Source organism: Streptomyces sp. CAU 1734 (assembly GCF_039888735.1).
In the GTDB taxonomy this organism is placed as follows: Bacteria; Actinomycetota; Actinomycetes; order Streptomycetales; family Streptomycetaceae; genus Streptomyces.
The window spans coordinates 1-22,834 of sequence record NZ_JBDQQP010000004.1 but is presented as its reverse complement, the minus strand read 5'-3'; the positions used below and the strand labels follow the sequence as shown (position 1 = coordinate 22,834).

The window sequence follows — 22,834 nt, the reverse complement described above, 5'->3', positions numbered from 1 at the left end:
GATCACCCGGCGATACGGCGCCGGCACCCGCGATCAGCGTGCGGGACACCCGGCGCCGGGTCCCGGCCGCCCGCGATCACCGCGTGCTCACCGCCCGCCGGCCACCTCGTACGCCTCCACCGACCACAGCGAGTAGCCGAACCGGGTGGCCCGGGCATCCCCCTGCACCCGGATGAAGCGGACCACACCGCTGTCCATGCGGACGGTCTCCGCGCCGCCCCGGCCGTCGCGCACGGTGGCCGCCGTCCGCCACGTCCGGCCGTCCTCCGACACCTGGACGCGGTACTTTGCCGCGTACGCCTCCTGCCAGCGCAGCACCACCCGGCCGACCCGCGCCGGGGTCGCCAGCCGCAGCTGCCACCAGGCGCCGTCCTCGGCCGGTGAGGACCAGCGGCTGGCCGGATCGCCGTCCACGGCCGCCAAAGCCGGGAAGTCCGGTGTCTCGTCACCCGACGAGGACGCCTCCGCCCCCGGGACACGGGCCAGATCGGGCCCGGCGGTGGGCGGCGCGGCGCGCACCGTCAGTGTCTGCTCGCGGCCCGCGAAGGCCACCGTCACCCGGTACTCCCCGGCCGGTGTCCCCTTCGGTACGGAGACGACGACCGGCACCGTCGTCCGCACCCCGCGCGGCACCGCGGTCCGCTTGGGCACCGTCACCTCGATCCCGGCGGGCGCCGTCGCCGTGACGGTCCCGCTCACCTCGCCCGGGCGCCGGGGGGTCAGCCGCAGGGCCGCCCGCTGCGGCGCCCCGCCGATCTCCGCGTCCAGCTCGGTACGGGCCAGTTCGAGCTCCACCGCGGGCTCATCGGCGAACCAGGGCACCAGGGACCGCACATCGACGGACTCCCGGCCCCGCGCGGTCACCCGGATCGCGTCCGCCCGGAGCCCTCCGCCGTCCGCCTGGGTCCAGCCGCCGGACGAGAGCGGCCCGAGCCGCTGCCAGCCCGCGCCGGGGACATGGGCCTCCAGCACCCCCTGCCCCGAACCCGGCCCGGTCATCACGACCACCGACTCCAGCGGGCGGGCCCTGGGCAGCTGGACCGTGTCCCGCCCGGCGCCCGCAGCGGCCCGGTCGGCGCCGGTCCAGGCCGCCGCCTCCCGCGCCACCCGCTTCAGAAAGACATCGAGCACACCCTTGCCGACCGTGGCCCGGCTCGCCGCCAGCTCCGCGCGGACCGGCTCCAGCGCCAGCGAGAGCCGCCAGGCCGCCGCGCCGTCACCGCGCGACTGGGCGCCGAGCAGATCGACGGCGAGTTCGCCGGCCCTGCCGTACCGGGCCAGCTGGTCCAGCCAGGGCCGCAGCTCGTCGTCGAGCCGGCCCTCCGCCGGGCGGGTCAGCCGCTCGGGCGCCTGCCGCATCGCGGTGAAAGCGGCCCGCAGCGCCGCCGCCGCGCGCTCCCCGGCCGCCGCGGTCTCCCTGTCCGCCGTGCCCTTGCCCGCCGTGCCCTTGCCCGCCGTGCCCGCGCCGGCGGCGGTCGCGCCCCCGGTGGTCCGCAGCCGCCAGAACTCCGCCAGCAGCGGCTTCAGATACTCCGACTCGGCCGGGTCGAGTATCGAGGAGGAGTGATGGCCCGCCACGACGGCGAGCGCCTCCCGGGTGCGGGCGTCGCCCCCGGCCAGATCGGCCATCGCGGCCTGCCAGGACTCCCGCGGCCGGTAGCCGCGCGGATTCCACGCGTAGTCGGCGCTGGTGAAGAGCGGGATCCGGGAGGCCGCCGCCTGCTCCATGCCATTGGCCAGCAGCGCCGCCGAACCCGCCGCCACGGCCGGCTCCCGGCCCGTGTAGGGACCCAGGAAGAGGCGGTCCTGGGCATAGTCGTTGACCGGGTAGTTGTCCATGGTGACCAGCGGATGGCCGAAGGCCGCCCGTGCCCCCGACAGCTCCCGGCCGGTGATGGTGCGCGGCACCACCCCGACCCCGGTCCACGCCACCTGCACCCGGCCGTCCAGCTCCGCCGCGAGCGCCCGCCGGTACTCGGTGGTCCCCTTCTGGTAGTACTCCGTCGGCATCACCGACAGCGGATCGGCCTCCGGCCGGCGGTCCGCCAGATGGCGGGCCACCGCGTCGGCCACCCGCGCATGCGCCCGGGCCGCGGCGCGCGGGCCCGAACCGAAGACCGCGGCGTCCCGGTCGCAGTGCCATTCGCTGTAACTGACGTCCTGGAACTGCAACTGGAAGGCGCGCACCCCCAGCGCCCACATCGCGTCGATCTTCCGGAGCAGCGCCCGGACATCGCCGTCGTCGGCCAGACACATCCGCTGGGCCGGCGCCACCGCCCAGGCGAGGGTGACATGGTTGCGCCGCGCCCGCTCCGCCAGCTCCCGGAACTCCGCGCGCTGCGCCGCCGGATAGGGCTCGCGCCAGCGGGCCTGCCGGAACGGGTCGTCACCGGGGGCCCAGAGATAGCGGTTCTGTTTGGTCCGGCCGAGGAAGTCCAGCTGAGCCAGCCGCTCCTGATGGGTCCACGGCTCTCCGTAGAAACCCTCGGTGACTCCGCGCACGGCGGTGCCCGGCCAGTCGTGGACGATCGCCCCGGCGATGGCCCTCCGGCCCCCGGGGGCGGGAACGACCAGCTGGAGCAGGGTCTGGGCGGCGTTGAAGAGCCCGCTCTCGCCGACGCCGTCGACCGCGACCGAGGCCCGGCCGCCGATCTTCCCCGCCGCGATCCGGTAGCCGCCCGGGGGGAGATCGGCGCGCCGGGGTGCGCGCAGGGCGCGCAGCGCGTCCTGCGCGCCGGAGCCGCCGATGAAGAGCACCGGGCCGCGTCCGGGCAGGGCGCTGTGGACGGTGCGCACACCGGACTCGCTCAGCAGCCTCCGCACCTCGTCGACGGCGTACGGGTCGGCGCCGTCCGCCGTGACCATGGTGACCTCGTCGCCCAGGGGAACGGCGGAGCCCGCGGCCCGGATCGACTGCGGACGCGGCCAGACGGAGGGCACGGCGCCCTCGGCCGGTGCCTCGGCGACGGTGCGCGCGGGGACGGCCGGAGCGGGCGGGGAGACGGGGGAGGAGGGCGCGGCGACCGTGGCCTGTGCTCCGTTCAGGAGACCGCCGAGAACGGCGGCGGCGACAGCGGTGGCCGTCCCCCTCCTGTGCGCGATTCGCACGCCAGGTCTCCTTTCGGTTCCCGCAATGTTTCTGTTCGGTTGCGACCTCACCACCGCCGTGCCGAAAGTGTCAATGCGTCTGGCCGATGTGTGTCTTTTGCCGGGAAACGCGGCTGGTCCGGCCGCGATGCGCCGGGCCGGCGGGCCGGGGCGCGGAGCCGCCCGGGGCGCGGTGAACTCGCGTACGCAGGGTTGCCGGACGCGGCCCCGTCGGTACGCGGAAGGGGCGGCCCGCGGGGTGACGTCCCGCCGGCCGGGAACGCCCGGCGATCCGGGGGTGATCCGGCGGACGCCCGTCGGGGCCGGACGGATGACGGTCCGCCGGATGATCCCGCGGATGATTCGCGGAATCGGAGACCGGGAACGAAATGTGACGCAGGGCACGTTCATGGGTCGTGCAGGTCTGCGCCGGCGCCCACGGGGTATGGGCCGCACGGGAACGATTACCGTCCGTATCGTCTGTTGGGAGTGCCCGCCATGGCCGCCTCTGCCTCCGCCTCAGCCCCCTCCGCCCGTTCGCTGCTCTCCGACGCGCTCTCCTCCCGTGCCCCGGGCACCCGGGAGCCCGGGGGCCGTCCCGGAGCCCCACTGCTCCCCGGTGCCCGCCGCCCGGCCGGAAAACCGGCGCCGATACCCCCCGCCCCCCGCCTGTTCGGCGGGCTCGGCCCGCTCATCGGCGAACCGCCCCTCTCCGCCGGGGCTCCGCTGACCAGCGAACCGCCTCTCTCCGCCGCGGCCCCGCTCACCAGCGAGCCCCCGCTCGCCGACGCCGCACCGCTCACCAGCGAGCCGACCTCCGCCGGATCCGCGGGCGGCTCACAGTCCCCGGGAGTCTGAAGGAGTCTCATGGGCCCAGCCCGGCTCGCCGCACTGCACGGAGTCGCCACCCACCACACACCCCCCGGCGGCGCGGCCGTCCCCGTCCCGGAGAGCACGGTCGCCGCCGTCCTCGCCGCGCTCGGCGTCGACGCGGCCGATGAAGCCGCCCTGGAGCGGGCCGAGTCCGCCGCGCGCCGGCTGCTCCCCCCGACCCTGGTCCTCTGGCACCCGGCCGGCGATGCCGCGGGCGGGACGGCCGGCCCGGACCGGGCGGACACCTCGGGCATTCTCGCGCGGCTCCCCGACCGCACCGAGGTGCGCTTCGTGCTGGAGGACGGCTCCGAGACCGACGGCCGGCCCGGCCTTCCCCACGGGGTCCACCGGCTCACCGCCGAGGCACCCGACGGCCGGTCCGCCACGAGTGTGCTCATCGTCGCCCCCGACCGGGCGCCGCGGCCCCCGGGCCGGTCGCACGGATTCCTGGTCCAGCTCTACTCACTCCTGTCCGAACACTCCTGGGGCATGGGCGACCTCGGCGATCTGGCCGAGCTGGCCGCCTGGGCCGGCCGCTCCTTCGGCACCGGATTCATCCAGGTCAATCCGCTCCACTCGGCCGTGCCCGCCGGACCGGGCGGGGTCGGCGACCCCTCCCCGTACCGGCCGTCGTCCCGCCGCTTCCCCGACCCCGTCCATCTGCGGATCGAGGACATCCCGGAGTACACCCGGGTCACCGGCGCCGACCGGGAGCGGCTCGAAGAGCTCCGCGAACAGGCCGCCGCACTGCGCGAATCGGTGCTGCGCAAGGGCGCGCTGATCGACCGGGACGCGGTGTGGGCGCTGAAGCGGGAGGCCCTGGAGCTGATCGCGCGGGTCCCCCTCGGACCGGGCCGCCGGGCCGCGTACGCCGACTTCCTCGCCGCGCAGGGCCCCGCCCTCGACGACCACACCGTGTGGAACGCCCTCGCCGAGGTCCACGGCCCGCACTGGCGCGCGTGGCCCCCGGAGCTCCGCGACCCCCGCTCGGCGGCGACCGCCCGCGCCCGGTGCGCGCTGCTCGACCGGATCGACTTCCACGCCAGGGCCGCCTGGCTGACCGACTGCCAGCTCGCGGCGGCGCACCGGGCGGCGCTCGACGCGGGCATGGGCATCGGCATCGTCCACGACCTCGCCGTGGGGATCCACCCCGAGGGCGCGGACGCCTGGGCCCAGGGCCCGCTGCTGGCCGCCGGCATGTCGGTGGGCGCGCCCCCGGACGCCTTCAACTCCCGGGGGCAGGACTGGGGACTGCCGCCCTGGCGGCCCGATGCCCTGGCCGCCCGCGGATACGCCCCCTTCCGCGCCGTGCTGCGGAGTCTGTTCGCCCACGCGGGCGCGGTCCGGATCGACCATGTGATGGGGCTCTTCCGGCTCTGGTGGGTTCCGGCGGGTGCCCCGCCCGCCGACGGCACCTATGTCCGGTACGACGCGGAGGCGATGCTCGCCGTCCTGCTCCTGGAGGCCCACCGGGCCGGGGCCGTGGTCATCGGCGAGGATCTCGGCACCGTCGAGCCGGGCGTACGGGAATCCCTCGCCCGCCGGGGTGTGCTCGGCACCTCGGTGCTCTGGTTCGAGCGGGAGTGGTCCGGCTCCGGCCGTCCGCTGCCGCCCGAGAAGTGGCGCGCGGACTGTCTGGCCACCGCCACCACCCACGATCTGCCGCCCATCGCCGCCAGACTCTCCGGTGAGCATGTGTCGCTGCGCGGGCGGCTCGGGCTGCTCGGCGGTCCGCTCCGGCAGGAGCGGACCGCCGAACAGGCCGATGTGGCCGAGTGGCTGCGGCTGCTGGGCACCCTCGGTCTGCTGCCGGAGGGCACGGACGGCGAGGAGGGCCGGATCCGCGCGGTCCACCGTTTTCTGCTGCGGACACCCGCCCTGATGACGGGTGTCTGGCTGCCGGACACCGTCGGCGACCGCCGCCCGCAGAATCTCCCCGGCACCCTGGACGAGTACCCCAACTGGCGGCTGCCCCTCGCCGACGGGGACGCCCATCCGCTCACCCTGGAGGAAGTGGCCGCCTCACCCCGGCTGCACGCCCTGATGCGGGTCCTCACCGGCGGTGCGCCGCCGGCGCCCCCGGGCCGCCCCGTACGGCACCCCGGGCGCGCGGCCGGATCGGCCGTTCGCTACGTTGGGGACCGTGGACAAGAAGAACACTTTGCGCGCCGGCACCGTCGCGGCCGGTACGACGCTGATGATGCTGCTCCTGTCGTCGCCCGCGCTCGCCCTGACGCGTGACGACGGTGACGACCCGGGCTCCGGTCTGAGTGTGGCCGAGACCCTGGGTCTCTTTGTCGCCGCCCCGCTGGTGATCTTCCTGGTGATCGCAGGCCTGGTGATGGTCCTCGACAAGTCCAGGAAGCCCGGCTCGCAGAGCTGACCACCGGCTTCGCCGGCTGAACACCGCCGGGGCGCTCCGGAGGCGTGTGTGTTCGCATACGCGCCCTCCGGGGCGCTCTTGGCATGCCCGGGCGCGCGGAAGCCGCCCGGTGACCCGCCCGCCCCGGCGCTCCGGGACGGGCTGAGCTCCGGGGCCGGGCCTCAGGACGGGTGGACGGAGAGCAGCCGCCGCAGCAGATCGCCGAGCCGGCGGGCCTCCGCCTCGTCGAGCGCCGTGCCGAAGAGCTCCCGCTGTACCGACACCCCGGCCGCCACCGCCTCGTCGGCCACCGCCAGACCGCGCTCCGTCAGGGTGACCCGCAGCCCGCGCCGGTCCAGGGGATCGGGGTTGCGGGTGAGCATCCCGGCCTTCTCCAGCCGGTCGAGCCGCCCGGTCATCCCGCCCGTGGTCAGCATCAGCGTCGCCGAGAGCTGCCGGGGCGAGAGGGTGTAGGGCTCACCCGAACGGCGCAGTGTGGCCAGGACGTCGAACTCGCCCAGATTCAGGCCGTACCGCTTGTACTCCCGCTCCATCAGATCGCTCATCGCCCGGGAGATCCGGTGGATCCGCCCGTAGACCGCCATCGGTCCGGTGTCGAGATCGGGCCGGACCTCCGCCCACTGGCCGACGATCGCGTCGACGGCGTCCGGCGGCTGCTCACCCGGCCCGCCGGCCGGGGCCGCCGGCTCGGTTGTGGTCATGGAGGAGCCCTGCGCCCCCGGGGCGCCAGTCGAAGTCATGGGACAAGTATCGACCCCTCTCCAATTGATTGCAAGTAAGTAGCTTGACGTTAAGTCGCTTAGGAGTAAGCTAATTTTAGCGCACTCGCCCAGGAGGACCCCATGAACCGCGCAGCCCTGACAGCCCTCACCGCGCTCGCCCCGATCTCCTGGGGATCCACCTATGTGGTGGCCACCGAGTTCCTGCCGGCCGACCGGCCCCTCTTCACCGGTCTGATGCGGGCCCTGCCCGCCGGGCTGCTGATCCTGGCCGCCACCCGGGTCCTGCCGCGCGGCGCCTGGTGGGGGAAGGCGGCGGTGCTGGGCGCGCTCAACATCGGGGCCTTCTTCCCGCTGCTCTTCCTCGCCGCCTACCGGCTGCCGGGCGGGATCGCCGCCGTCGTCGGCTCGGTGGGTCCCCTCTTCGTGGTCGGCCTCGCCTCGGTGCTGCTGGGCGAGCGGTTCACCACCCGCGCGCTGCTCACCGCCGTGGCCGCCGCCTTCGGGGTGAGTCTGGTGGTGCTCCGGGCCGGCGCCGGCTTCGACCTCGTCGGCGTACTGGCGGGTCTGGCCGGGTCGCTCTCCATGTCCGCCGGCACCGTGTTCACCAAGCGCTGGGGGCGCCCCGAGGGCGTCGGCCCGCTGGTGATGACCGGCTGGCAGCTCACCGCGGGCGGACTGCTGATCGCCCCCGTGGCCCTGCTGGTGGAGGGCGCGCCCCCGGCGCTCGACGGGACCAACATCGCCGGGTACCTCTATCTCGCCCTCGCCAACACGGCGGTCGCCTACTGGCTCTGGTTCCGCGGCATCGAGCGGCTGACCGCGACCTCCGCCACCCTCCTCGGGCCGCTGTCGCCGATCACCGCGGCGGTCATCGGCTGGGCGGCGCTGGGGCAGGCCCTCACCCCCGTACAGCTGCTGGGCATGCTGATCGCCTTCGGCGCGACACTCGCGGGACAGCTCCGCCCGCGCCGGCCGGCGGCGAAGGCCCCGGAGAAGGCCCCGGCGAAGACTGCCGGGAAGACCGCCGGGAAGGCCCCCGGGAAAGCCGGAAGGCGGGCCGGGGAGCGCGCGGAGGACCCGGCGGCGCCCGCCTCCGTACCCCCGCCGGGGGAGCGTGCCCCGGCCGCCGTGCCCGGCGCGGGCGGCACCGGCGGCTGACCCCCGGCCCCGGCCCCACGCACCCCGGCACCGGCGGCGGATGTCAGGAGACGTCCGCCGTCACCGCCAGGGAGTGCAGATACCGCATCAGGGTCATCAGCACATCCCGGCTGGAGCCCCGCTGCCGGGCGTCACAGTCCACGATCGGCACCGACGGCGGCAGATCGAGCGCGCCCCGGATCTCCTCGACCGGATGGACCGGGGCGTCCGGGAAGGTGTTGATCGCGACCACGAACGGCACCCGGCGCTCCTCCAGCCGCCCGATGACATCGAAGCTGACCTCCAGCCGCCGGGTGTCGACCAGGACGACCGCGCCCAGCGCGCCCTCGAAGAGCCCGCGCCACAGAAACCAGAAGCGCTGCTGGCCCGGGGTGCCGAAGAGATACAGCACCAGCTCGTCATTGATGCTGATCCGGCCGAAGTCCATGGCGACCGTGGTGGCGGTCTTCCGCTCCACCCCGTGGATGTCGTCGACCCCGACCCCGGCCTGGGTCATCGTCTCCTCGGTGGTCAGCGGTCTGATCTCGCTCACCGAGCCGACCAGCGTCGTCTTGCCCACGCCGAAACCGCCGACGATGACCACCTTCACGGCGGCGGCGGCCGTCTGCGGCAGCACATCCTCGACCCGGGGGCCCGGCACCTGCTCAGAGCTTCTGAAGTCCATCGATCACTGCCTCAATCAAAGCGCGGTCGGGGAGTCGGGCGGCCTGAACCGGCGCCCGGGCCAGTACCTGCTCCTCCAGAAGCAGATCGCTGAGCAGTACGGTGATCACACTCACCGGCAGCCGCAGATAGGCGGAGATCTCCGCCACCGAGAGCGGCGCCCGGCAGAGCCGGATGATCGCGGCGTGCTCCGGCTGCATTCCGTGCCGGGGCCCCGACCTGGCCACGATCAGGGTGACCAGGTCGAGGGCGGCCGGCAGGGACGCGCCGCTCCGTCCGCCGGTGATGACATACAGCCGTTCGGGACTGCCGTCCTCCCAGTCCCCGGCATCGCTCACGCGGTTCGCTCCTGGCGTGGCGGGCTGCTCAGGTGCTCTCCGATCCGCAGTACCAGGTCCCGCATCCGCTGGCCCATCAGCCCGGCGTCGACACCCTCGTCGGCGAGAACAGCGAGATAGGCGCCCGCGCCGGCCGCCATCAGATAGAAGAAGCCGCCGCTCATCTCGATGACGACGAGATGCATCCGCCCGCTGCTGCCGGGGAGTTCGGCGGCGACGGCGCCCGCCAGGCTCTGGAGCCCGGCACAGGCCGCGGCCAGCCGGTCCGCCGTGTCGTTGTCCGCGCCGTGCTGGGCGATGCGCAGGCCGTCCGCCGACAACACGATGACATGCCTGGTCTGCGGTACGCCCTCCGCCAAGTCCTTGAGCATCCAGTCCATGTTGGTCTGGCCGGACCGCTGCTGCTGAATCATGGCTGGGTACTCCCCTTGTTCGTCTGGGCTGCCTCACCGGCCAGGCCGTTCTGGAACGCCGTGAGCCACATACCGGGCTGCACCGCCGGTGCGGTGTCCGGCTCGGCCGGCGCCGTCTCGGCGGCCGGTGCCGCCGCAGGGACTCTGCGGCGGCGCTGCGGCAGTCCGGTCGCCGTCCGTTCGGTGACGACCGGTGAATCGCCGTCCGCCGCGGCGTCCGGGGCCGAGGGGCCGGTGACCCGTCCGGCCTCCGGCACCGCCGGTGCGCCGGGGGCCGGGGGCGGAGCGGAGGCTCCTGCTCCGCCGGCGGTTCCGGGCGCCTCGGGGGACGGGTCGGGTGCGGGTGCCGCCGGGAACGCGTCCGCGGGCGGCGGCGGGGCGATGGCGGCGGGCGCGGGCCCGGGGGCGACCCCGGGCCGCAGTCCCGATCCGGCCCCGATGCCGTGTGCCAGCCCGGTCGCGGAGGCGACGGTGGTGATGAGCTCCTTCGGCACGACGAGGACCGCGCGGACCCCGCCGTACGCGGAGGAGCGCAGCGACACCTTGAAGCCGTACGCCTGGGCGAGCCGGCCGACCACGGCGAGGCCGAGCCGGGGGGTCTCGCCCAGATCGTTGACGTCGATGCCCTGCTGCGCCTGGCGGAGCATCCGCTCGGCCCGCTGCCGGGACTCCTGGCTCATGCTGACGCCGCCGTCCTCGACCTCGACGGCGATGCCGGCGTTCACCTCGACGGCGGTGAGATGGACCTTGGTCTGCGGGGGCGAGTACCGGGTGGCGTTGTCGAGCAGTTCGGCCAGCGCGTGGATCAGCGGTTCGACGGCGGCGCCGACGACGGCGACCTCGGAGACCGAGTGCAGCTCGACCCGCTGGTACTCGGTGATCCGGGACATCGCGCCGCGCATCACGCTGTAGAGCGGAACGGCCCTGCTCCACTGGCGGCCCGGCCGCGCGCCGCCGAGGACGGCGATGGAGTCGGCGAGCCGGCCGATCAGCGCGGTGCCGTGGTCGATCCGCAGCAGATCGCCGAAGACCTCGGGGTTCTTGCCGTGCCGGTCCTCCATCTCGCGCAGCTGCTGGGCCTGCTGGTGGACGATGGCCTGCACCCGGCGGGCGATGTTCACGAAGGCGCGCTGCGCGGACTCGCGGAGGTCCTCCTCCTTGGCGACCGCGTCGAGCACGGAGCTCAGGATCACCTGGTGCTCGACCGAGGTCTGCATGGTTTCGAGGATGTCCTCGGGCAGTTCGCCCTTGCGCAGCCGCTCGACGCCCTGCGGCAGCAGCTCGCGGACGAGCCGGGTGGTCTCGGCCTGCTCGCGGTGGAGCGCGGTCTCGCGCTCGGCGAGGCGGGAGCTGAGCAGGGTGGCCCGGCGGCCCCGGCGGACCGTTTCGGCGCAGGAGATGCCGATCGCGACGATGGCGATGATGTCGACCCAGATCACGGCGGTGCGCGCGGATCCGGAGACGATGGCCGTGGGGATGGCCGCGGCGATGGCGGTGACCACCACGGGCACGAGCCATACAAGGGAAGCGGCGGGCCGCGGATCCTCGGTCGACGTTTTGTGTCGGACCATCAGCACCCTCAAACCATCGGAACGGGAATGATCATATGACGACAGTCGGGGAGCATATCCGTGTGCTGTTACCAGAGATGACACGGGGTGACTGATTTGGCCAAATGTTGACGGTTGAAAATGGCCGGGACGGCAAGGTCCTGCGAAATCGTCACTCGATCGTCGTTTTTCGGCCAATTTCCGCGCAAGTGACCGGAGGGCGCCCCTCCGTGGCCCGGCGGCCCGCCCCCGAACGCCGCGGGGGCCGCGGAAGCGACGAGTCGTCACCTCCGCGGCCCCCGGACCCCGCACAGCGGGCCGCGCCCGCCGTCAGACCGCGCGCGCGTCCACCTCCTGCGCCTTCAGCGCCCGCTCGACACCCGAACGGGCCTCCGAGATCAGCCGCCGCAGCGCCGGCACCGGCTCCGCCGACGCCAGCCACGCGTCCGTCGCGTCCAGCGTCTCCCGCGAGATCTGCGGCGACGGGTAGAGCCCGGTCACGATCTGCTGCGCCACCTCGGAGCTGCGGCTCTCCCACACGCCCTGGACCGCCGCGAAGTACTTCTCCGTGTACGGGGCGATCAGCTCGCGCTGGTCGATCTGGACGAAGCCCGCGATCAGCGACTCCTGGACCGCGTTGGTCAGCCCGCCGACCACCACGACCGACTCCCAGGTCTCCGCCTTGGCCTCGGCGGACGGCCGCGCCGCCCGCGCGGTGGCCGCATGCCGCTCACCGGCCGCCGTGCGGTCGCGGTCGTACTCGGCCGCGATGCCGTCCTCGTCCAGCACCCCGGTCGCCGCCAGCCGCTCCACGAAGGCCCAGCGCAGCTCGGTGTCGACGGCCAGGCCCTCGATGGTCTCCCGGCCGTCCAGCAGCGCCTGGAGCAGATCGAGCTGCTGCGGGGTGCGCGCCGTCAGCGCGAAGGCCCGCGCCCACGCGAGCTGGTGGTCGCTGCCCGGCTCGGCCGTGCGCAGATGCGCCAGCGCCGCGTCCGTCCACCGCGCCAGCCCCGTACCGCGCCACTCCGGCGCCGTGAAGAGGTCGAGCGCCAGCTTCACCTGCCGGTGCAGCGACTGCACCACGCCGATGTCGGACTCCTTGCCGATACCCGTCAGCACCAGCGACAGATAGTCGCGGGCCGCCAGCTCGCCGTCCCGGGTCATGTCCCAGGCCGACGCCCAGCACAGGGCGCGCGGGAGCGACTCGGCGAAGTCGCCCAGATGCGCGGTGACCGCCTTCAGCGACTCCTCGTCGAGCCGGACCTTGGCGTACGACAGATCGTCGTCGTTGAGGAGGACGACCGCCGGGCGCGGGGTGCCCGCCGGGAGCTCCACCTCGGTCCGCTCGCCGTCGATGTCCAGCTCGATCCGCCGGGTGCGGACGAGCTTGCCGCCGGCGTCGAGGTCGTAGAAGCCGATGGCGATCCGGTGCGGGCGGAGCGTGGGCTCGCCCTTGGCGCCGGCCGGCAGCGCCGGGGCCTCCTGGCGCACCGCGAGGGAGGTGATGCGGCCCTCGCCGTCCACCTCGATCTCGGGCCGCAGGATGTTGATGCCGGCCGTCTCCAGCCACTTCGCGGACCAGTTCTTCAGATCCCGGCCGGAGGTCTCCTCCAGCGCGCCCAGCAGATCGCTCAGCCGGGTGTTGCCGAAGGCATGCCGCTTGAAGTACGCCTGCACCCCGCTGAAGAACTCGTCCTTGCCGACGAAGGCCACCAGCTGCTTGAGCACGGAGGCGCCCTTGGCGTAGGTGATGCCGTCGAAGTTCACCAGGACGTCGTCGATGTCCCGGATCTCCGCCATGATCGGGTGGGTGGACGGCAGCTGGTCCTGCCGGTACGCCCAGGTCTTCATGGAGTTGGCGAAGGTGGTCCAGGAGTGCGGCCAGCGCGAGCCGGGGGCGTCCGCCTGGCAGGCGATGGAGGTGTAGGTGGCGAACGACTCGTTCAGCCAGAGGTCGTTCCACCACTCCATGGTGACCAGGTCGCCGAACCACATGTGGGCCAGCTCGTGCAGGATGGTCTCGGCGCGCGTCTCGTACGCCGCGTCCGTCACCTTGGACCGGAAGACGTACTGGTCCCGGATGGTCACCGCGCCCGCGTTCTCCATCGCGCCCGCGTTGAACTCCGGCACGAAGAGCTGGTCGTACTTGGCGAACGGATAGGCGTAGTCGAACTTCTCCTGGAACCAGTCGAAGCCCTGCCGGGTGACCTCGAAGATCGCCTCGGCGTCCAGGAACTCCGCCAGCGAGGGACGGCAGTAGATGCCGAGCGGGACGGACTGGCCGTCCTTCTCGTACGAGCTGTGCACCGCGTGGTACGGACCGGCGATCAGCGCGGTGATGTACGTCGAGATCCGCGGCGTCGGCTCGAAGCGGTGGATGTTGTCCTCGGGCGCGGGGGAGGGGGTCGGCGAGTTGGAGATCACCGTCCAGCCCTCGGGCGCCTTCACGGTGAAGGCGAAGGTGGCCTTCAGATCGGGCTGCTCGAAGTTGGCGAAGACCCGGCGGGCGTCCGGCACCTCGAACTGTGTGTAGAGATAGACCTGCTGGTCCACCGGGTCGACAAAGCGGTGCAGACCCTCGCCGGTGTTGGTGTACGAGCAGTCCGCGACCACGGTCAGCTCGTTCGGGCCCTCGTGCAGATGGGGCAGCGCGATCCGCGAGTCCCGGAAGACGGCGGCGACATCCAGCGACTTGCCGTTCAGCACGGCCTCGTGGACGGCCGGCGCCACCAGGTCGATGAAGGTCTCGGCGTTCGCCTCGGCGGAGTCGAACCGGACGGTGGTGACCGACCGGTAGGTACCGCCCTCCCGCGCCCCGCTCAGATCGAGATCGATCTCATACGAGTGGGTCGTGATCAGGCTCGCGCGCGCTTGCGCCTCTTCGCGGGTCAGATTCGTGCCAGGCACGCGGTCATCTCCTTGTTCCCAACGGATTCCGTGACGGTTTTCGTGACGTTTGCCGTCATCCTTCCATGCGGAGGCGCTGCCGTACCTCCGGGATTCCGCCGGGTCCGGCGGGGCGGACCGGCCATCACCGTGCCCGAGCGCGATGTCCGTTTTCCGCCGGATCGGCGGCGGTGCGCGCGGCAGGCTGGCCCCATGACGACCCAGCCCGTGACCCCGCCGCCCGCGACCGTTCCCTTCCCCGCCGCCGCCCCTTCTCCCGCCGGGATCCCCGCGTACCGGGTCCGCCCGATCGGCCCGGCCGCGCTCGCCGGGCTGCGGGAGACCGATGACGCGGGCCTCCCCTGCCTCCCCCGCACCGATCCGGAGGGGGGCGCCCCGCTGCGCTGCTGTCTGCGCCGGAGCGCGCCGGGCGAGCTGATCGCCCTGGTCTCGTACGCGCCGCTGCGCCGCTGGGCCGCCGAGCGGGGTGTCCGGCCCGGGGCCTACGACGAACAGGGCCCGGTCTTCATCCACGCCCGGGAGTGCGGCGGCCCGGCGGGCGGGGACGGATACCCCTTCATCCGCGAGGGGGCGCCGCGCACGGTGCGCCGCTACGACGGCGGGGGCCGGATCGCGGGCGGCCGGCTCGTGGCGCCGGGCGCGGCGGCCGGGGAGGTCTTCGAGGCCGCGCTGGCGGAGGCGTTCGCCGATCCCGCGGTGGCGCTGGTCCACATCAGGGCCGTGGAGTACGGCTGCTTCCTCTTCGAGGTGCGCAGGCCCTGACGTTCGAGGTGTGCGGGGCGTGACGTTCGAGGTGCGCGGGGTGTGACGGGCCCGGAACGCGAAGTGCCCCGGCGCCGGTCGTGGAGACCGGTGCCGGGGCACCGCCGTGCCGCCCGGCGGGTCAGCGGCCGGCGCTCAGCTCGTCCGCGACCAGCTCCGCGATCTGTACCGCGTTCAGCGCCGCGCCCTTGCGCAGATTGTCATTGGAGAGGAAGAGCGCGATGCCGTGCTCCACCGTCTCGTCCGCCCGGATCCGGCCCACATAGGAGACGTCCTCGCCCGCGGCCTGGAGCGGTGTCGGGATCTCCGAGAGCTCGACGCCCGGGGCGTCCGCCAGCAGCTCCCGCGTCCGCGCCACGCTCAGCGGGTTGGCGAAGCGCGCGTTGACCTGGAGGGAGTGCCCGGAGAAGACGGGGACCCGGACACAGGTGCCGGAGACCTTCAGCTCCGGCAGCTCCAGGATCTTGCGGGACTCATTGCGGAGCTTCTGCTCCTCGTCCGTCTCGAAGGAGCCGTCGTCGACGAGGTTCCCGGCGAGCGGCAGCACATTGAAGGCGATCGGGCGCTTGTAGACACCCGGCTCGGGGAAGGTGACGGCCCCGCCGTCGTGGGTCAGCCCGGCGGCCCCCTCGACGGTGCTCTTGACCTGCCCGTCCAGCTCGGCCACGCCCGCGACCCCGGAACCCGACACGGCCTGGTAGGTCGTGGCGACCAGCGAGATCAGCCCGGCCTCCGCCGCGAGCGGCTTGAGCACCGGCATCGCCGCCATCGTGGTGCAGTTCGGGTTGGCGATGATCCCCTTGGGACGCACCCGGGCCGCATGCGGGTTCACCTCGGAGACCACCAGCGGCACCTCCGGGTCCATCCGCCAGGCGGAGGAGTTGTCGATCACCACGGCGCCCTGGCCGGCGACCTTCTCGGCGAGCGCGCGCGAGGTGGCGCCGCCGGCCGAGAAGAGGACGATGTCCAGCCCCGTGTAGTCGGCGGTGGCGGCGTCCTCGACCGTGATGTCCCGGTCCTCCCACGCGATGGTGCTGCCGGCCGACCGGGCCGACGCGAAGAGTCGCAGCTCATCGACGGGGAACTTCCGCTCGGCGAGGATCCTGCGCATGACCGTGCCGACCTGACCGGTGGCTCCGACGATTCCGACCCTCACGGACGTCTCCCTTTTGGCTGGGTTCATCTGGTTCTTACCGATTTTACCGACCCGTGAACCGGCCATGTCCGGCCGTGCGGGCGGCTCAATGATGCGTATGTCCGGGCCGGGGTTGTCCAGTCCATTGTCCAAGGGGCGGAATGTGTGACGCAGGCCATGCCGCGCGCGCCCGGAATGGGAGCCGCGGGGACCGAACGTTTCCGCCGCCCCGGGCGTCACAGGGGAAACACGGAAATGGGGGTGGCGGTCGTTGCCGATCAGACGAGCCGGGAGAACGCCGGGTACAGGGGCCCAGGAGGCGCCGGCGGTACGCGGCGGGGGCGAGGACCCGCTCGATCCCGCGCAGCTCTCGCGGGTACGGGCGGTACTGGCCCTGGGAGGGGTCCCGCGGGCCGATCTGGCCGACGGGGTGCAGCAGATCAGGCTCCGGCTGCTGGAGCGCGGGGCCGCCGGGCAGGAGCCGCCCCGGACGTGGGTGCGTGGGCCGCCGTGGTGGCCTCGAATCTCGCCGCCGACTGGCACCGCAGCCGCAGCCGGCTGGAGCGGACCCGGGTGCGGCTGACGAGGCTGAGGGTCTGGAGCGAGGAGGAGCGGACCGTACCCGAGGACCGGCTGCTGGCCCTGGCCGTCGCGGACGGCCTGGACGCGCTGCCCCCGCTCCAGCGGCAGGTGCTGATCCTGCGCTTCTACGCGGATCTCACGGTGACCGGCATCGCCCGGGAGCTCGGCGTGCCCGAGGGCACGGTCAAGAGCCGCCTGCACGCGGCGGCGAAGTCGATGCGTGCGCGACTGCACACGGACGAGGTGGTGTGACCATGCCGGACCAGCCGGGCGACGAGGGTGACGAGGCGCTGATGGCGGTGCTGCTGGGGGAGTCCGTCCCGGAGGCTGACGAGCGGGCACGGGAGCGGTACGAGTCGGCGGCCCACGACATGGAGATCATCCGCGAGCAGCTCTGCCTGCTGGGCGCCCGGCTCTCCTGGGACCCGGGAGTGCGGCCCGTCCGCGCCCCCGCGCCGCCTCCCGCGCCGAGCCCGGGGCCCGGTCCGGGGCGCGGGCGCGGACCCGGCGCCGTGCGCCGCCCGGGACGGCTCCGCAGGGCCGCACTGGCGCTGGCGGGTTCGGCGCTGATCCTCGCCGCGCTCGCGGGGATCGGCGCGCAGCGGGCCGCCGGGCCGGCGACCTCGGCCAAGCTCACCCCGGAGGGGCTGGTGGCCTGTGCGCTGGTGATAGCCGATGGCCGGGTGGCGGAGGTGGAGGAGGCCGGCGCCTGGACACGGGTGGTGCTGAGCGTGGACCGCTATCTGAAGCCGGCCCGGGGCCCGGCCGAGACGGTGTTCTATGTGCGGAGCGCGGAGGCGGGGCGCTATCCGGAGGGTGAGCGGATGGTTGTCCGGGTCTCCCGCTTCCTGGACGAGGGGGTGGACGCCAGCCTGGGCGCCGACATCGGGCCGGCGTGGCGGTGGATGTCCCGGGCGCTGCCGGGGTCCCGCGGTCTGGGCTGTGACGTCCGGGGATGAACCCGGTGCCGTACCCCCACCGCCACGACAAGGAGGGCGGGCGCCCGGAATCCCGGACGCCCGCCCCGTCACCTCACCGTCGCGGCCCGGGCGGTGGTGCCGGCGGAACCGGCGCCACCGCCCCGCGGCGCTACGGAGTGACCTTCTCGATGATCACATTGCCCGAAGCGGCGGCCGTGCCGCGCGAGTTGACCAGCTTCGCCTCGCCGAAGAACTGACGTCCCTCGGGAGCCGGACCGGCCACCACGACCTCGGCGCCGACCTGCGCCGTGCCGCCGGCCGGCAGGCTGACGGTGGAGTTCGGGTCGGCCTTCACCTCGCCGAGCGCCGCGGAGTAGAAGACATCGCGGTAGTCGAACGCGGTGGTGCCGGCGGGAACGCTGTATCCGTCGACCACGATCCGGTAGGTGCCGGCCGCGGGCTTGATCAGGCTGACCGACTCCTCGGAGTCCGCGTCGGCGGCCTGTCCGACCTGGGTGGCCCCGCGGAACACCGTGAGGTCCAGGTCGGCCCCGAGGTCCGAGGTGCCGCCGATGGCGACGTCCAGACGCTCGACGCCCGCACCGATGGTGACGGTCGTCTCCTGGGACTCACCGTTGGCGATCGTCGGACGGGCGACCTTCGCCGAGCCCAGCGGACCGCCGACCAGCTTGCCCTGGAGGGCGCCTGCGTTGTTGCGGACGGTCCAGTTGACGGCGGCCGGGACACCGACCTTCGCCTCGGGGAGCGTCTGCACGGCCGGGGTGAACTCCGCGTCGAGCAGGGTCACGTCCAGCTTGTACGGGTTGTCCAGCAGCGGCGAGGTGCGCCGCGACTCGACCTCGATCTCCCAGACGCCGGGCACCGGGTTCTTGTAGGACCGGGTGTCCGGACGGCAGGTGTTCGTCGGGCTCACGTAGTTCGGGTAGCAGAAGATCGTGGCCGTGTTCTCCACCGGAACGCCGTACTGGTGGATGGAGATGAACCGCGTCTGGCTGCCCTCGGCGAGTCCGCTGAGGCCGACCTCAAGGGTCTTGGTGCCCTCGGGCACGGTGACGAAGTACGACTTGTGGCTGTTGCGCTGCACCGAGCCGGAGTCCGAGAAGGAGTAGCCGGGACGGACCAGCGGGGTGGAGACCACCACGGTCGCCATGATCTGCTTGTCGAGACCCTCGGTCGCCGGGTCGTCCAGTTCCAGGATGGCGCTGCTCACGCCGGCGGTCTTCGCGACCACCTGGACGGGGATGGTGACCGGCTGGTTCAGCGGCAGCTTGACCCGGTCGTCGCCGAGGAGGCGGAAGGTGCGGGCCGGGACGTTGTTCTCCCAGTCCAGCTCGTGCCAGACATCGCCGGCCGGACCGGTGGTCCGGGTGACGGTGATCTCGTACGACTTCGGGACGCCGACCTTCAGGCCGCCCTCGCGGTCGTACAGACCCGCGCCGAAGCCCGGGGTCTGGAGCCGGTCGGAGAGCTTGGTGTCGACCGGGGCCTTCACCGTGTACTCGTGCGCCGAGACGTTCTTCCTGATCGACTTCCAGGCGTCGACGATGTCGATCAGACCGGCACCCTGCTCATGCGCCTTGACACCGGCGATCTTGTTCGCGGTGCTGGTGAGCGCGGTGCGCAGCTTCGCCGGGGTCAGCTCGATACCGCGCTGCTGGGCGGCCGAGAGCAGCAGTGCCGCCGAGCCCGTCGCCAGCGGTGCGGACATCGAGGTGCCCTGGAGGAGCGAGTAGCCGGGCGGGAGCTGGTAGCCGGCCTCGGCCACCGGGCCGCCGGCCTGCCAGGTCTGCGTGGTGTTGATCGCGGAACCGGGCGCGGTGATGGTCGGCGTGAAACCGCCGTCCTCACGCGGGCCGCGGGAGGAGAACGGCATCATCGCGTTGGCGCGGGTGACGTGGGAGCCGTAGTTCGCGGCCCAGCTCTCCTTGGTGGCGGAGGCGCCGACGGAGATCGCCTTGTCGGAGACCGCGGGGTCGCCGAGGGTGTTGGTGCCCGGGCCCGAGTTTCCGGCCGAGATGAGCAGCTGGACACCGTAGGTGTCGATCAGCCGGTTGTACATCTGCGAGCGGGCGTTGTTGCCGTCGTTCAGCGCCGGCAGACCGCCGATGGAGATGTTGACGATGTCCACGTCGCGGTTGATGACGAGGTCGGCGAGACCCTCGGTCAGCGCGATGTTGGTGCAGCCGCCGGACCAGGTGCAGGCCCGGGAGGAGACGAGCTTGGCGCCGGGGGCGGCACCGTTCATCTTGCCGCCGAAGAGGCTGTTGGCGGCGGCGATACCGGCGACGTGCGAGCCGTGCGAGCCCTCGATGATGCCGAAGTTCACGAAGTCGGCGACCGCGCCGGCGGCGTTGTAGACGACGTCCTCACGGACCTCGATCACGAACGGAATCCGCTCGGCCACCGGGGTGGCCGGATTGTCCGTGCCGAAGTAACCGATCTGGAAGCCGTCCTTGTACGCCTTCATCACGGTGTCGTTGGTGAAGTCCGCGTCATTGTTCAGGTCGACCCGGACACTGTTGGAGGCCGCGTCGTACAGCAGCGCCCACTGGTCGGTGATGTCGCCGTCGCGGTTCAGGTCACCGTTCATGTCGCCACCGACGGTGGCGCTCTCCGCGAAGATGGAGAACTTGTACGCGCCCGAGGGCGAGGTGTACGCGCGGTTGTTGACGCTGAAGGCCGGACCGGCGACGTCCAGGCTCATCCGCCGCCAGGTGTTGTCGCCGTCCCGGACCGGGTCGGTCGCCGTCACCCAGTCGACGATCTTGCGCTCGCCGGTGGTGGTCTTCTGGAGCGCCGGGTGCGAGACATCGACGCCGGAGTCCAGGATGCCGATGGTCACCCCGCGGCCGTCGTACGTCTTGTTCTTCTCGACGAAGTCGACGGCGCCCGTCTCGAAGGACGGGTTGTACGGGTTCTTGGCGGGGGTGTTGGCGTCCGGGGCCGGGTAGGCGGCGACCTGCTCGTCCGCCTTCTTCGCCGCCGGGGTGGTGTCGCCGCCCGGGGTCGGGTCCTCGCGCACGACCTCGTGCTTGAGGTCGATGCCCTGCACGCTGGAGAGCTTCGCGGCGGCCTTGAGCGCCGCGTCGGCCTTCGCGGTGGGGATCGTGGCCCGGACATAGCCGAGCTGGTCGAAGGTCCTGCCGACGATCGTGCCGTCGACGGCCTTCAGCTGGGCGCTCACCTGCTCGGTGGCGCCGGGCTTGGTGGCGATCATCACGGTGACGGTCTTCTCGCCGGCGACCTCGGCCCGGGCGAGCAGCTCCTCGTCGGCGACGCCGATCTTCTCGGATGCCTGTGCCGCCTTGACGCCGGAGCTCGCTCCGGGGTCGTCGGCGGGGGCGGCGGGGCCGGCGAACACCGGTGCGGTGCCCGCGGCCACCAGTGCGGTCACCATCGAGGCCGCTGCCGCGATGCGTGCCGCACGTCTGCGCCCTGGTACGGAGCGTCCGGATATGGAGCTCTGGGAATCGGGGGTCATCAGCATCCCTGGTTGTGAAAGAGACGTTTCCCTTGTGGTGCAAGTGACGAAGCGTCAGTCCGGATTTCGGTGCCGGATGACCGCTCAGCCTTTCGTATGAGATGGGGTTTTGTGGAGGGCCTGCGGACGGCTGATGTGGGCATGGCATGAATCCGCCACCGCAGAGGATGCGCCAGCGCGGACAAACGGGGAGCTACCGCTGGGCGAGGCAGGTGAGAGGGGTGATCCGAGCGGGGCGCGAGGGCCGATCAGCAGGTAAACCGGGCCGAATGGGCGGAAGGAGTGGTGAGTGGGGGCAGGAAGGATGAGCCGGTCGCGGAGTCACGAGAGCGGCCGGAACCGGACAGACGGCACCCGGACCGGCGGGGCGGACCGTGGCCGGTAACCGCTCAACCCCACCGGGGCGGGGCAACTCCGCGGCGGCGCGGCGAGTCCTCTCCGCTGACCACCGATCACGGTGCATCACTCATCGGAAACAGGGAGTGGACATGGCGGCGAAGCCGGTAAGCGGAGCCCGGACAGCACTGATCGCGGCGGTGGCGGTGGCCGCCGGTGCGCTGGCGGCTCCCGCCGCCGCGGCGGGCCCACTCCCCGGATCCGCCGCTCCGGCCGTCTCCGCCTCCGCCGTCTCCGCCTCCGCCGCTTCGGCCGAGTCCGGCCGCGACCACTCGGCCACCCAGCGCGCCATCGAACAGGTCGTACGGGACGGCGCCCCCGGTGTCGTCGCCCAGTCCCGCGACAGCCGCGGCGAGTGGCGCGGCACCGCCGGCGTCGGCGATCTGCGCACCGGGAAGAAGCGCCTGCCCCAGGACCGCTTCCGGATCGGCTCGATCACCAAGACCTTCGTCGCCACGGTCCTGCTCCAGCTCGAGGCGGAGGGCCGGCTCGACCTCGACGACACCGTCCACGAGTGGCTGCCCGGCACGGTCAGCGGCAACGGCCACGACGGCCGGAAGGTCACACTGCGCCGGCTTCTCAACCACACCAGCGGGATCTTCAACTACACCAGCGACCGGGGCTTCGCGGAGAAGGTCTTCCTGGAGGCCGGATTCCTCGCGCACCGCTATGACTCGTGGCAGCCCGAGCGGCTGGTGCGGATCGCCATGAACCACCGGCCCGCGTTCGAGCCCGGCGCGAAGTGGTCGTACTCCAACACCAACTACATCCTGGCCGGAATGGTGATCGAGAAGGCCACCGGGCGTTCGTACGAGTCCGAGATCGACCGCCGGATCATCCGCCCGCTGCGGCTCACCGCCACCTCCGTACCGCGCCACGATCCCCGGGTGCCGGGTCCGTCGAGCCGGGCGTACTCCAAGCTCTCCGAGGACCCCGCCGCCGCGAAGATCCACGATGTCACCGAGCTGAACCCCTCCATCGCGGGAGCGGCCGGCGCGATGATCTCCGACGCCCGCGACCTCCAGCGCTTCCACACCGCCCTGTTCAGGGGCCGGCTGCTGCCGAAGGCGCAGCTCAGGGCGATGACCTCCACCATCCCGCTGAACCCGCAGGATCCCGGGCAGGGCGAGTACGGCCTCGGCATGATGAAGATGAAGCTGGCCTGCGGCAAGGAGGTCTGGGGCCACGGGGGCGGAATCCACGGCTCCAACTCGCTGTCGGTCACCACCCGCGACGCGAGCCACACGCTGGCCCTGAACACCAACGGCGACTGGGCCGGGGACACCGACCCGGTTCTGGCGGCGGAGTTCTGCGGCTAGGTGTATTGACCACGAGCGTTGTTGACGCTGGTTGGGTCTTGATCATGACGAAGACCTCCGGTGTGGTGAAGGTGTCTAAGCTGCACTGCACACGGAGGTCTTCGTGTCCCACCGTAATGCCCGT

The 22,834-nt window shown here is 72.8% G+C and carries 16 protein-coding genes and 1 pseudogene; 8 read left to right on the top strand and 9 right to left on the bottom strand.

Features of this window, described 5'->3' with window-relative positions; translation table 11 throughout:
• Positions 1 to 87 precede the first annotated feature (87 nt).
• A complete protein-coding gene (locus tag AAFN69_RS08430) occupies positions 88 to 3,108 on the bottom strand; it encodes a beta-N-acetylglucosaminidase domain-containing protein (RefSeq protein WP_347727717.1) in 3,021 nt (1,006 codons plus the stop codon).
• Between the two features lie 477 nt (positions 3,109 to 3,585).
• On the opposite strand from AAFN69_RS08430, the gene AAFN69_RS08425 reads away from it, so the two are divergent.
• From AAFN69_RS08425 to AAFN69_RS08415, 3 genes are read left to right on the top strand one after another with little or no spacing between them, the layout of a single operon-like run.
• A complete protein-coding gene (locus tag AAFN69_RS08425; RefSeq protein ID WP_347727716.1) occupies positions 3,586 to 3,945 on the top strand; it encodes a hypothetical protein in 360 nt (119 codons plus the stop codon).
• A 9-nt stretch (positions 3,946 to 3,954) separates the two neighbouring features.
• The gene (gene malQ / locus AAFN69_RS08420) at positions 3,955 to 6,201 is read left to right on the top strand and encodes a 4-alpha-glucanotransferase (RefSeq protein WP_347727715.1); all 2,247 of its coding nucleotides are present in this window, start codon (positions 3,955 to 3,957) and stop codon (positions 6,199 to 6,201) included.
• Positions 6,161 to 6,343 (top strand): hypothetical protein, encoded by a 183-nt coding sequence (locus AAFN69_RS08415; protein WP_347727714.1) that lies wholly within the window; start codon positions 6,161 to 6,163, stop codon positions 6,341 to 6,343. Before malQ ends, AAFN69_RS08415 begins: the two co-directional genes overlap by 41 nt.
• A gap of 161 nt (positions 6,344 to 6,504) precedes the next feature.
• Here the strand turns inward: AAFN69_RS08415 and AAFN69_RS08410 are convergent, their stop codons facing one another.
• Positions 6,505 to 7,044: a MarR family transcriptional regulator gene (locus AAFN69_RS08410; RefSeq protein ID WP_347728082.1), complete on the bottom strand. Its 540-nt coding sequence runs from the start codon at positions 7,042 to 7,044 to the stop codon at positions 6,505 to 6,507.
• 141 nt (positions 7,045 to 7,185) lie between these two features.
• Between AAFN69_RS08410 and AAFN69_RS08405 the strand changes: the two genes are divergently transcribed.
• Positions 7,186 to 8,223 carry an EamA family transporter gene (locus AAFN69_RS08405; RefSeq protein ID WP_347727713.1) on the top strand — a complete coding sequence of 346 codons (1,038 nt, stop codon included), beginning with the start codon at positions 7,186 to 7,188 and terminating at the stop codon, positions 8,221 to 8,223.
• Positions 8,224 to 8,266: 43 nt separating this feature from the next.
• On the opposite strand, the gene AAFN69_RS08400 is transcribed toward AAFN69_RS08405, so the two are convergent.
• From AAFN69_RS08400 to pepN, 5 genes are all read right to left on the bottom strand, one after another.
• A complete protein-coding gene (locus tag AAFN69_RS08400; RefSeq protein WP_347727712.1) occupies positions 8,267 to 8,887 on the bottom strand; it encodes an ATP/GTP-binding protein in 621 nt (206 codons plus the stop codon).
• Positions 8,868 to 9,224: a DUF742 domain-containing protein gene (locus AAFN69_RS08395; RefSeq protein ID WP_347727711.1), complete on the bottom strand. Its 357-nt coding sequence runs from the start codon at positions 9,222 to 9,224 to the stop codon at positions 8,868 to 8,870. The genes AAFN69_RS08400 and AAFN69_RS08395 overlap by 20 nt, the downstream gene beginning before the upstream one ends.
• Positions 9,221 to 9,637, bottom strand: coding sequence for a roadblock/LC7 domain-containing protein (locus AAFN69_RS08390; protein ID WP_347727710.1), 417 nt, complete (start codon positions 9,635 to 9,637; stop codon positions 9,221 to 9,223). The genes AAFN69_RS08395 and AAFN69_RS08390 overlap by 4 nt, the downstream gene beginning before the upstream one ends.
• Positions 9,634 to 11,208: an ATP-binding protein gene (locus AAFN69_RS08385; RefSeq protein ID WP_347727709.1), complete on the bottom strand. Its 1,575-nt coding sequence runs from the start codon at positions 11,206 to 11,208 to the stop codon at positions 9,634 to 9,636. Before AAFN69_RS08385 ends, AAFN69_RS08390 begins: the two co-directional genes overlap by 4 nt.
• Before the next feature lie 309 nt (positions 11,209 to 11,517).
• Positions 11,518 to 14,094, bottom strand: coding sequence for an aminopeptidase N (gene pepN, locus AAFN69_RS08380; protein ID WP_347727708.1), 2,577 nt, complete (start codon positions 14,092 to 14,094; stop codon positions 11,518 to 11,520).
• 264 nt (positions 14,095 to 14,358) lie between these two features.
• Here pepN and AAFN69_RS08375 point away from each other — a divergent pair, with 264 nt between their 5' ends.
• Complete coding sequence (locus AAFN69_RS08375; protein WP_347728081.1) at positions 14,359 to 14,856, top strand: DUF1203 domain-containing protein; 498 nt, start codon at positions 14,359 to 14,361, stop codon at positions 14,854 to 14,856.
• A 121-nt stretch (positions 14,857 to 14,977) separates the two neighbouring features.
• On the opposite strand, the gene AAFN69_RS08370 is transcribed toward AAFN69_RS08375, so the two are convergent.
• Entirely contained in the window at positions 14,978 to 16,012 is a 1,035-nt protein-coding gene (locus AAFN69_RS08370; RefSeq protein ID WP_347727707.1) for an aspartate-semialdehyde dehydrogenase, read from the bottom strand.
• A 256-nt stretch (positions 16,013 to 16,268) separates the two neighbouring features.
• On the opposite strand from AAFN69_RS08370, the pseudogene AAFN69_RS08365 reads away from it, so the two are divergent.
• Both AAFN69_RS08365 and AAFN69_RS08360 read left to right on the top strand, forming a co-directional pair.
• Positions 16,269 to 16,825: pseudogene (locus AAFN69_RS08365) on the top strand (sigma-70 family RNA polymerase sigma factor).
• A gap of 2 nt (positions 16,826 to 16,827) precedes the next feature.
• Positions 16,828 to 17,532, top strand: a complete 705-nt coding sequence (locus AAFN69_RS08360) for a hypothetical protein (protein WP_347727706.1) — start codon at positions 16,828 to 16,830, stop codon at positions 17,530 to 17,532.
• 130 nt (positions 17,533 to 17,662) lie between these two features.
• Here the strand turns inward: AAFN69_RS08360 and AAFN69_RS08355 are convergent, their stop codons facing one another.
• Complete coding sequence (locus tag AAFN69_RS08355; RefSeq protein ID WP_347727705.1) at positions 17,663 to 20,995, bottom strand: S8 family serine peptidase; 3,333 nt, start codon at positions 20,993 to 20,995, stop codon at positions 17,663 to 17,665.
• 488 nt (positions 20,996 to 21,483) lie between these two features.
• Here AAFN69_RS08355 and AAFN69_RS08350 point away from each other — a divergent pair, with 488 nt between their 5' ends.
• A complete protein-coding gene (locus AAFN69_RS08350; RefSeq protein WP_347727704.1) occupies positions 21,484 to 22,710 on the top strand; it encodes a serine hydrolase domain-containing protein in 1,227 nt (408 codons plus the stop codon).
• The last annotated feature ends 124 nt before the right edge of the window (positions 22,711 to 22,834 follow it).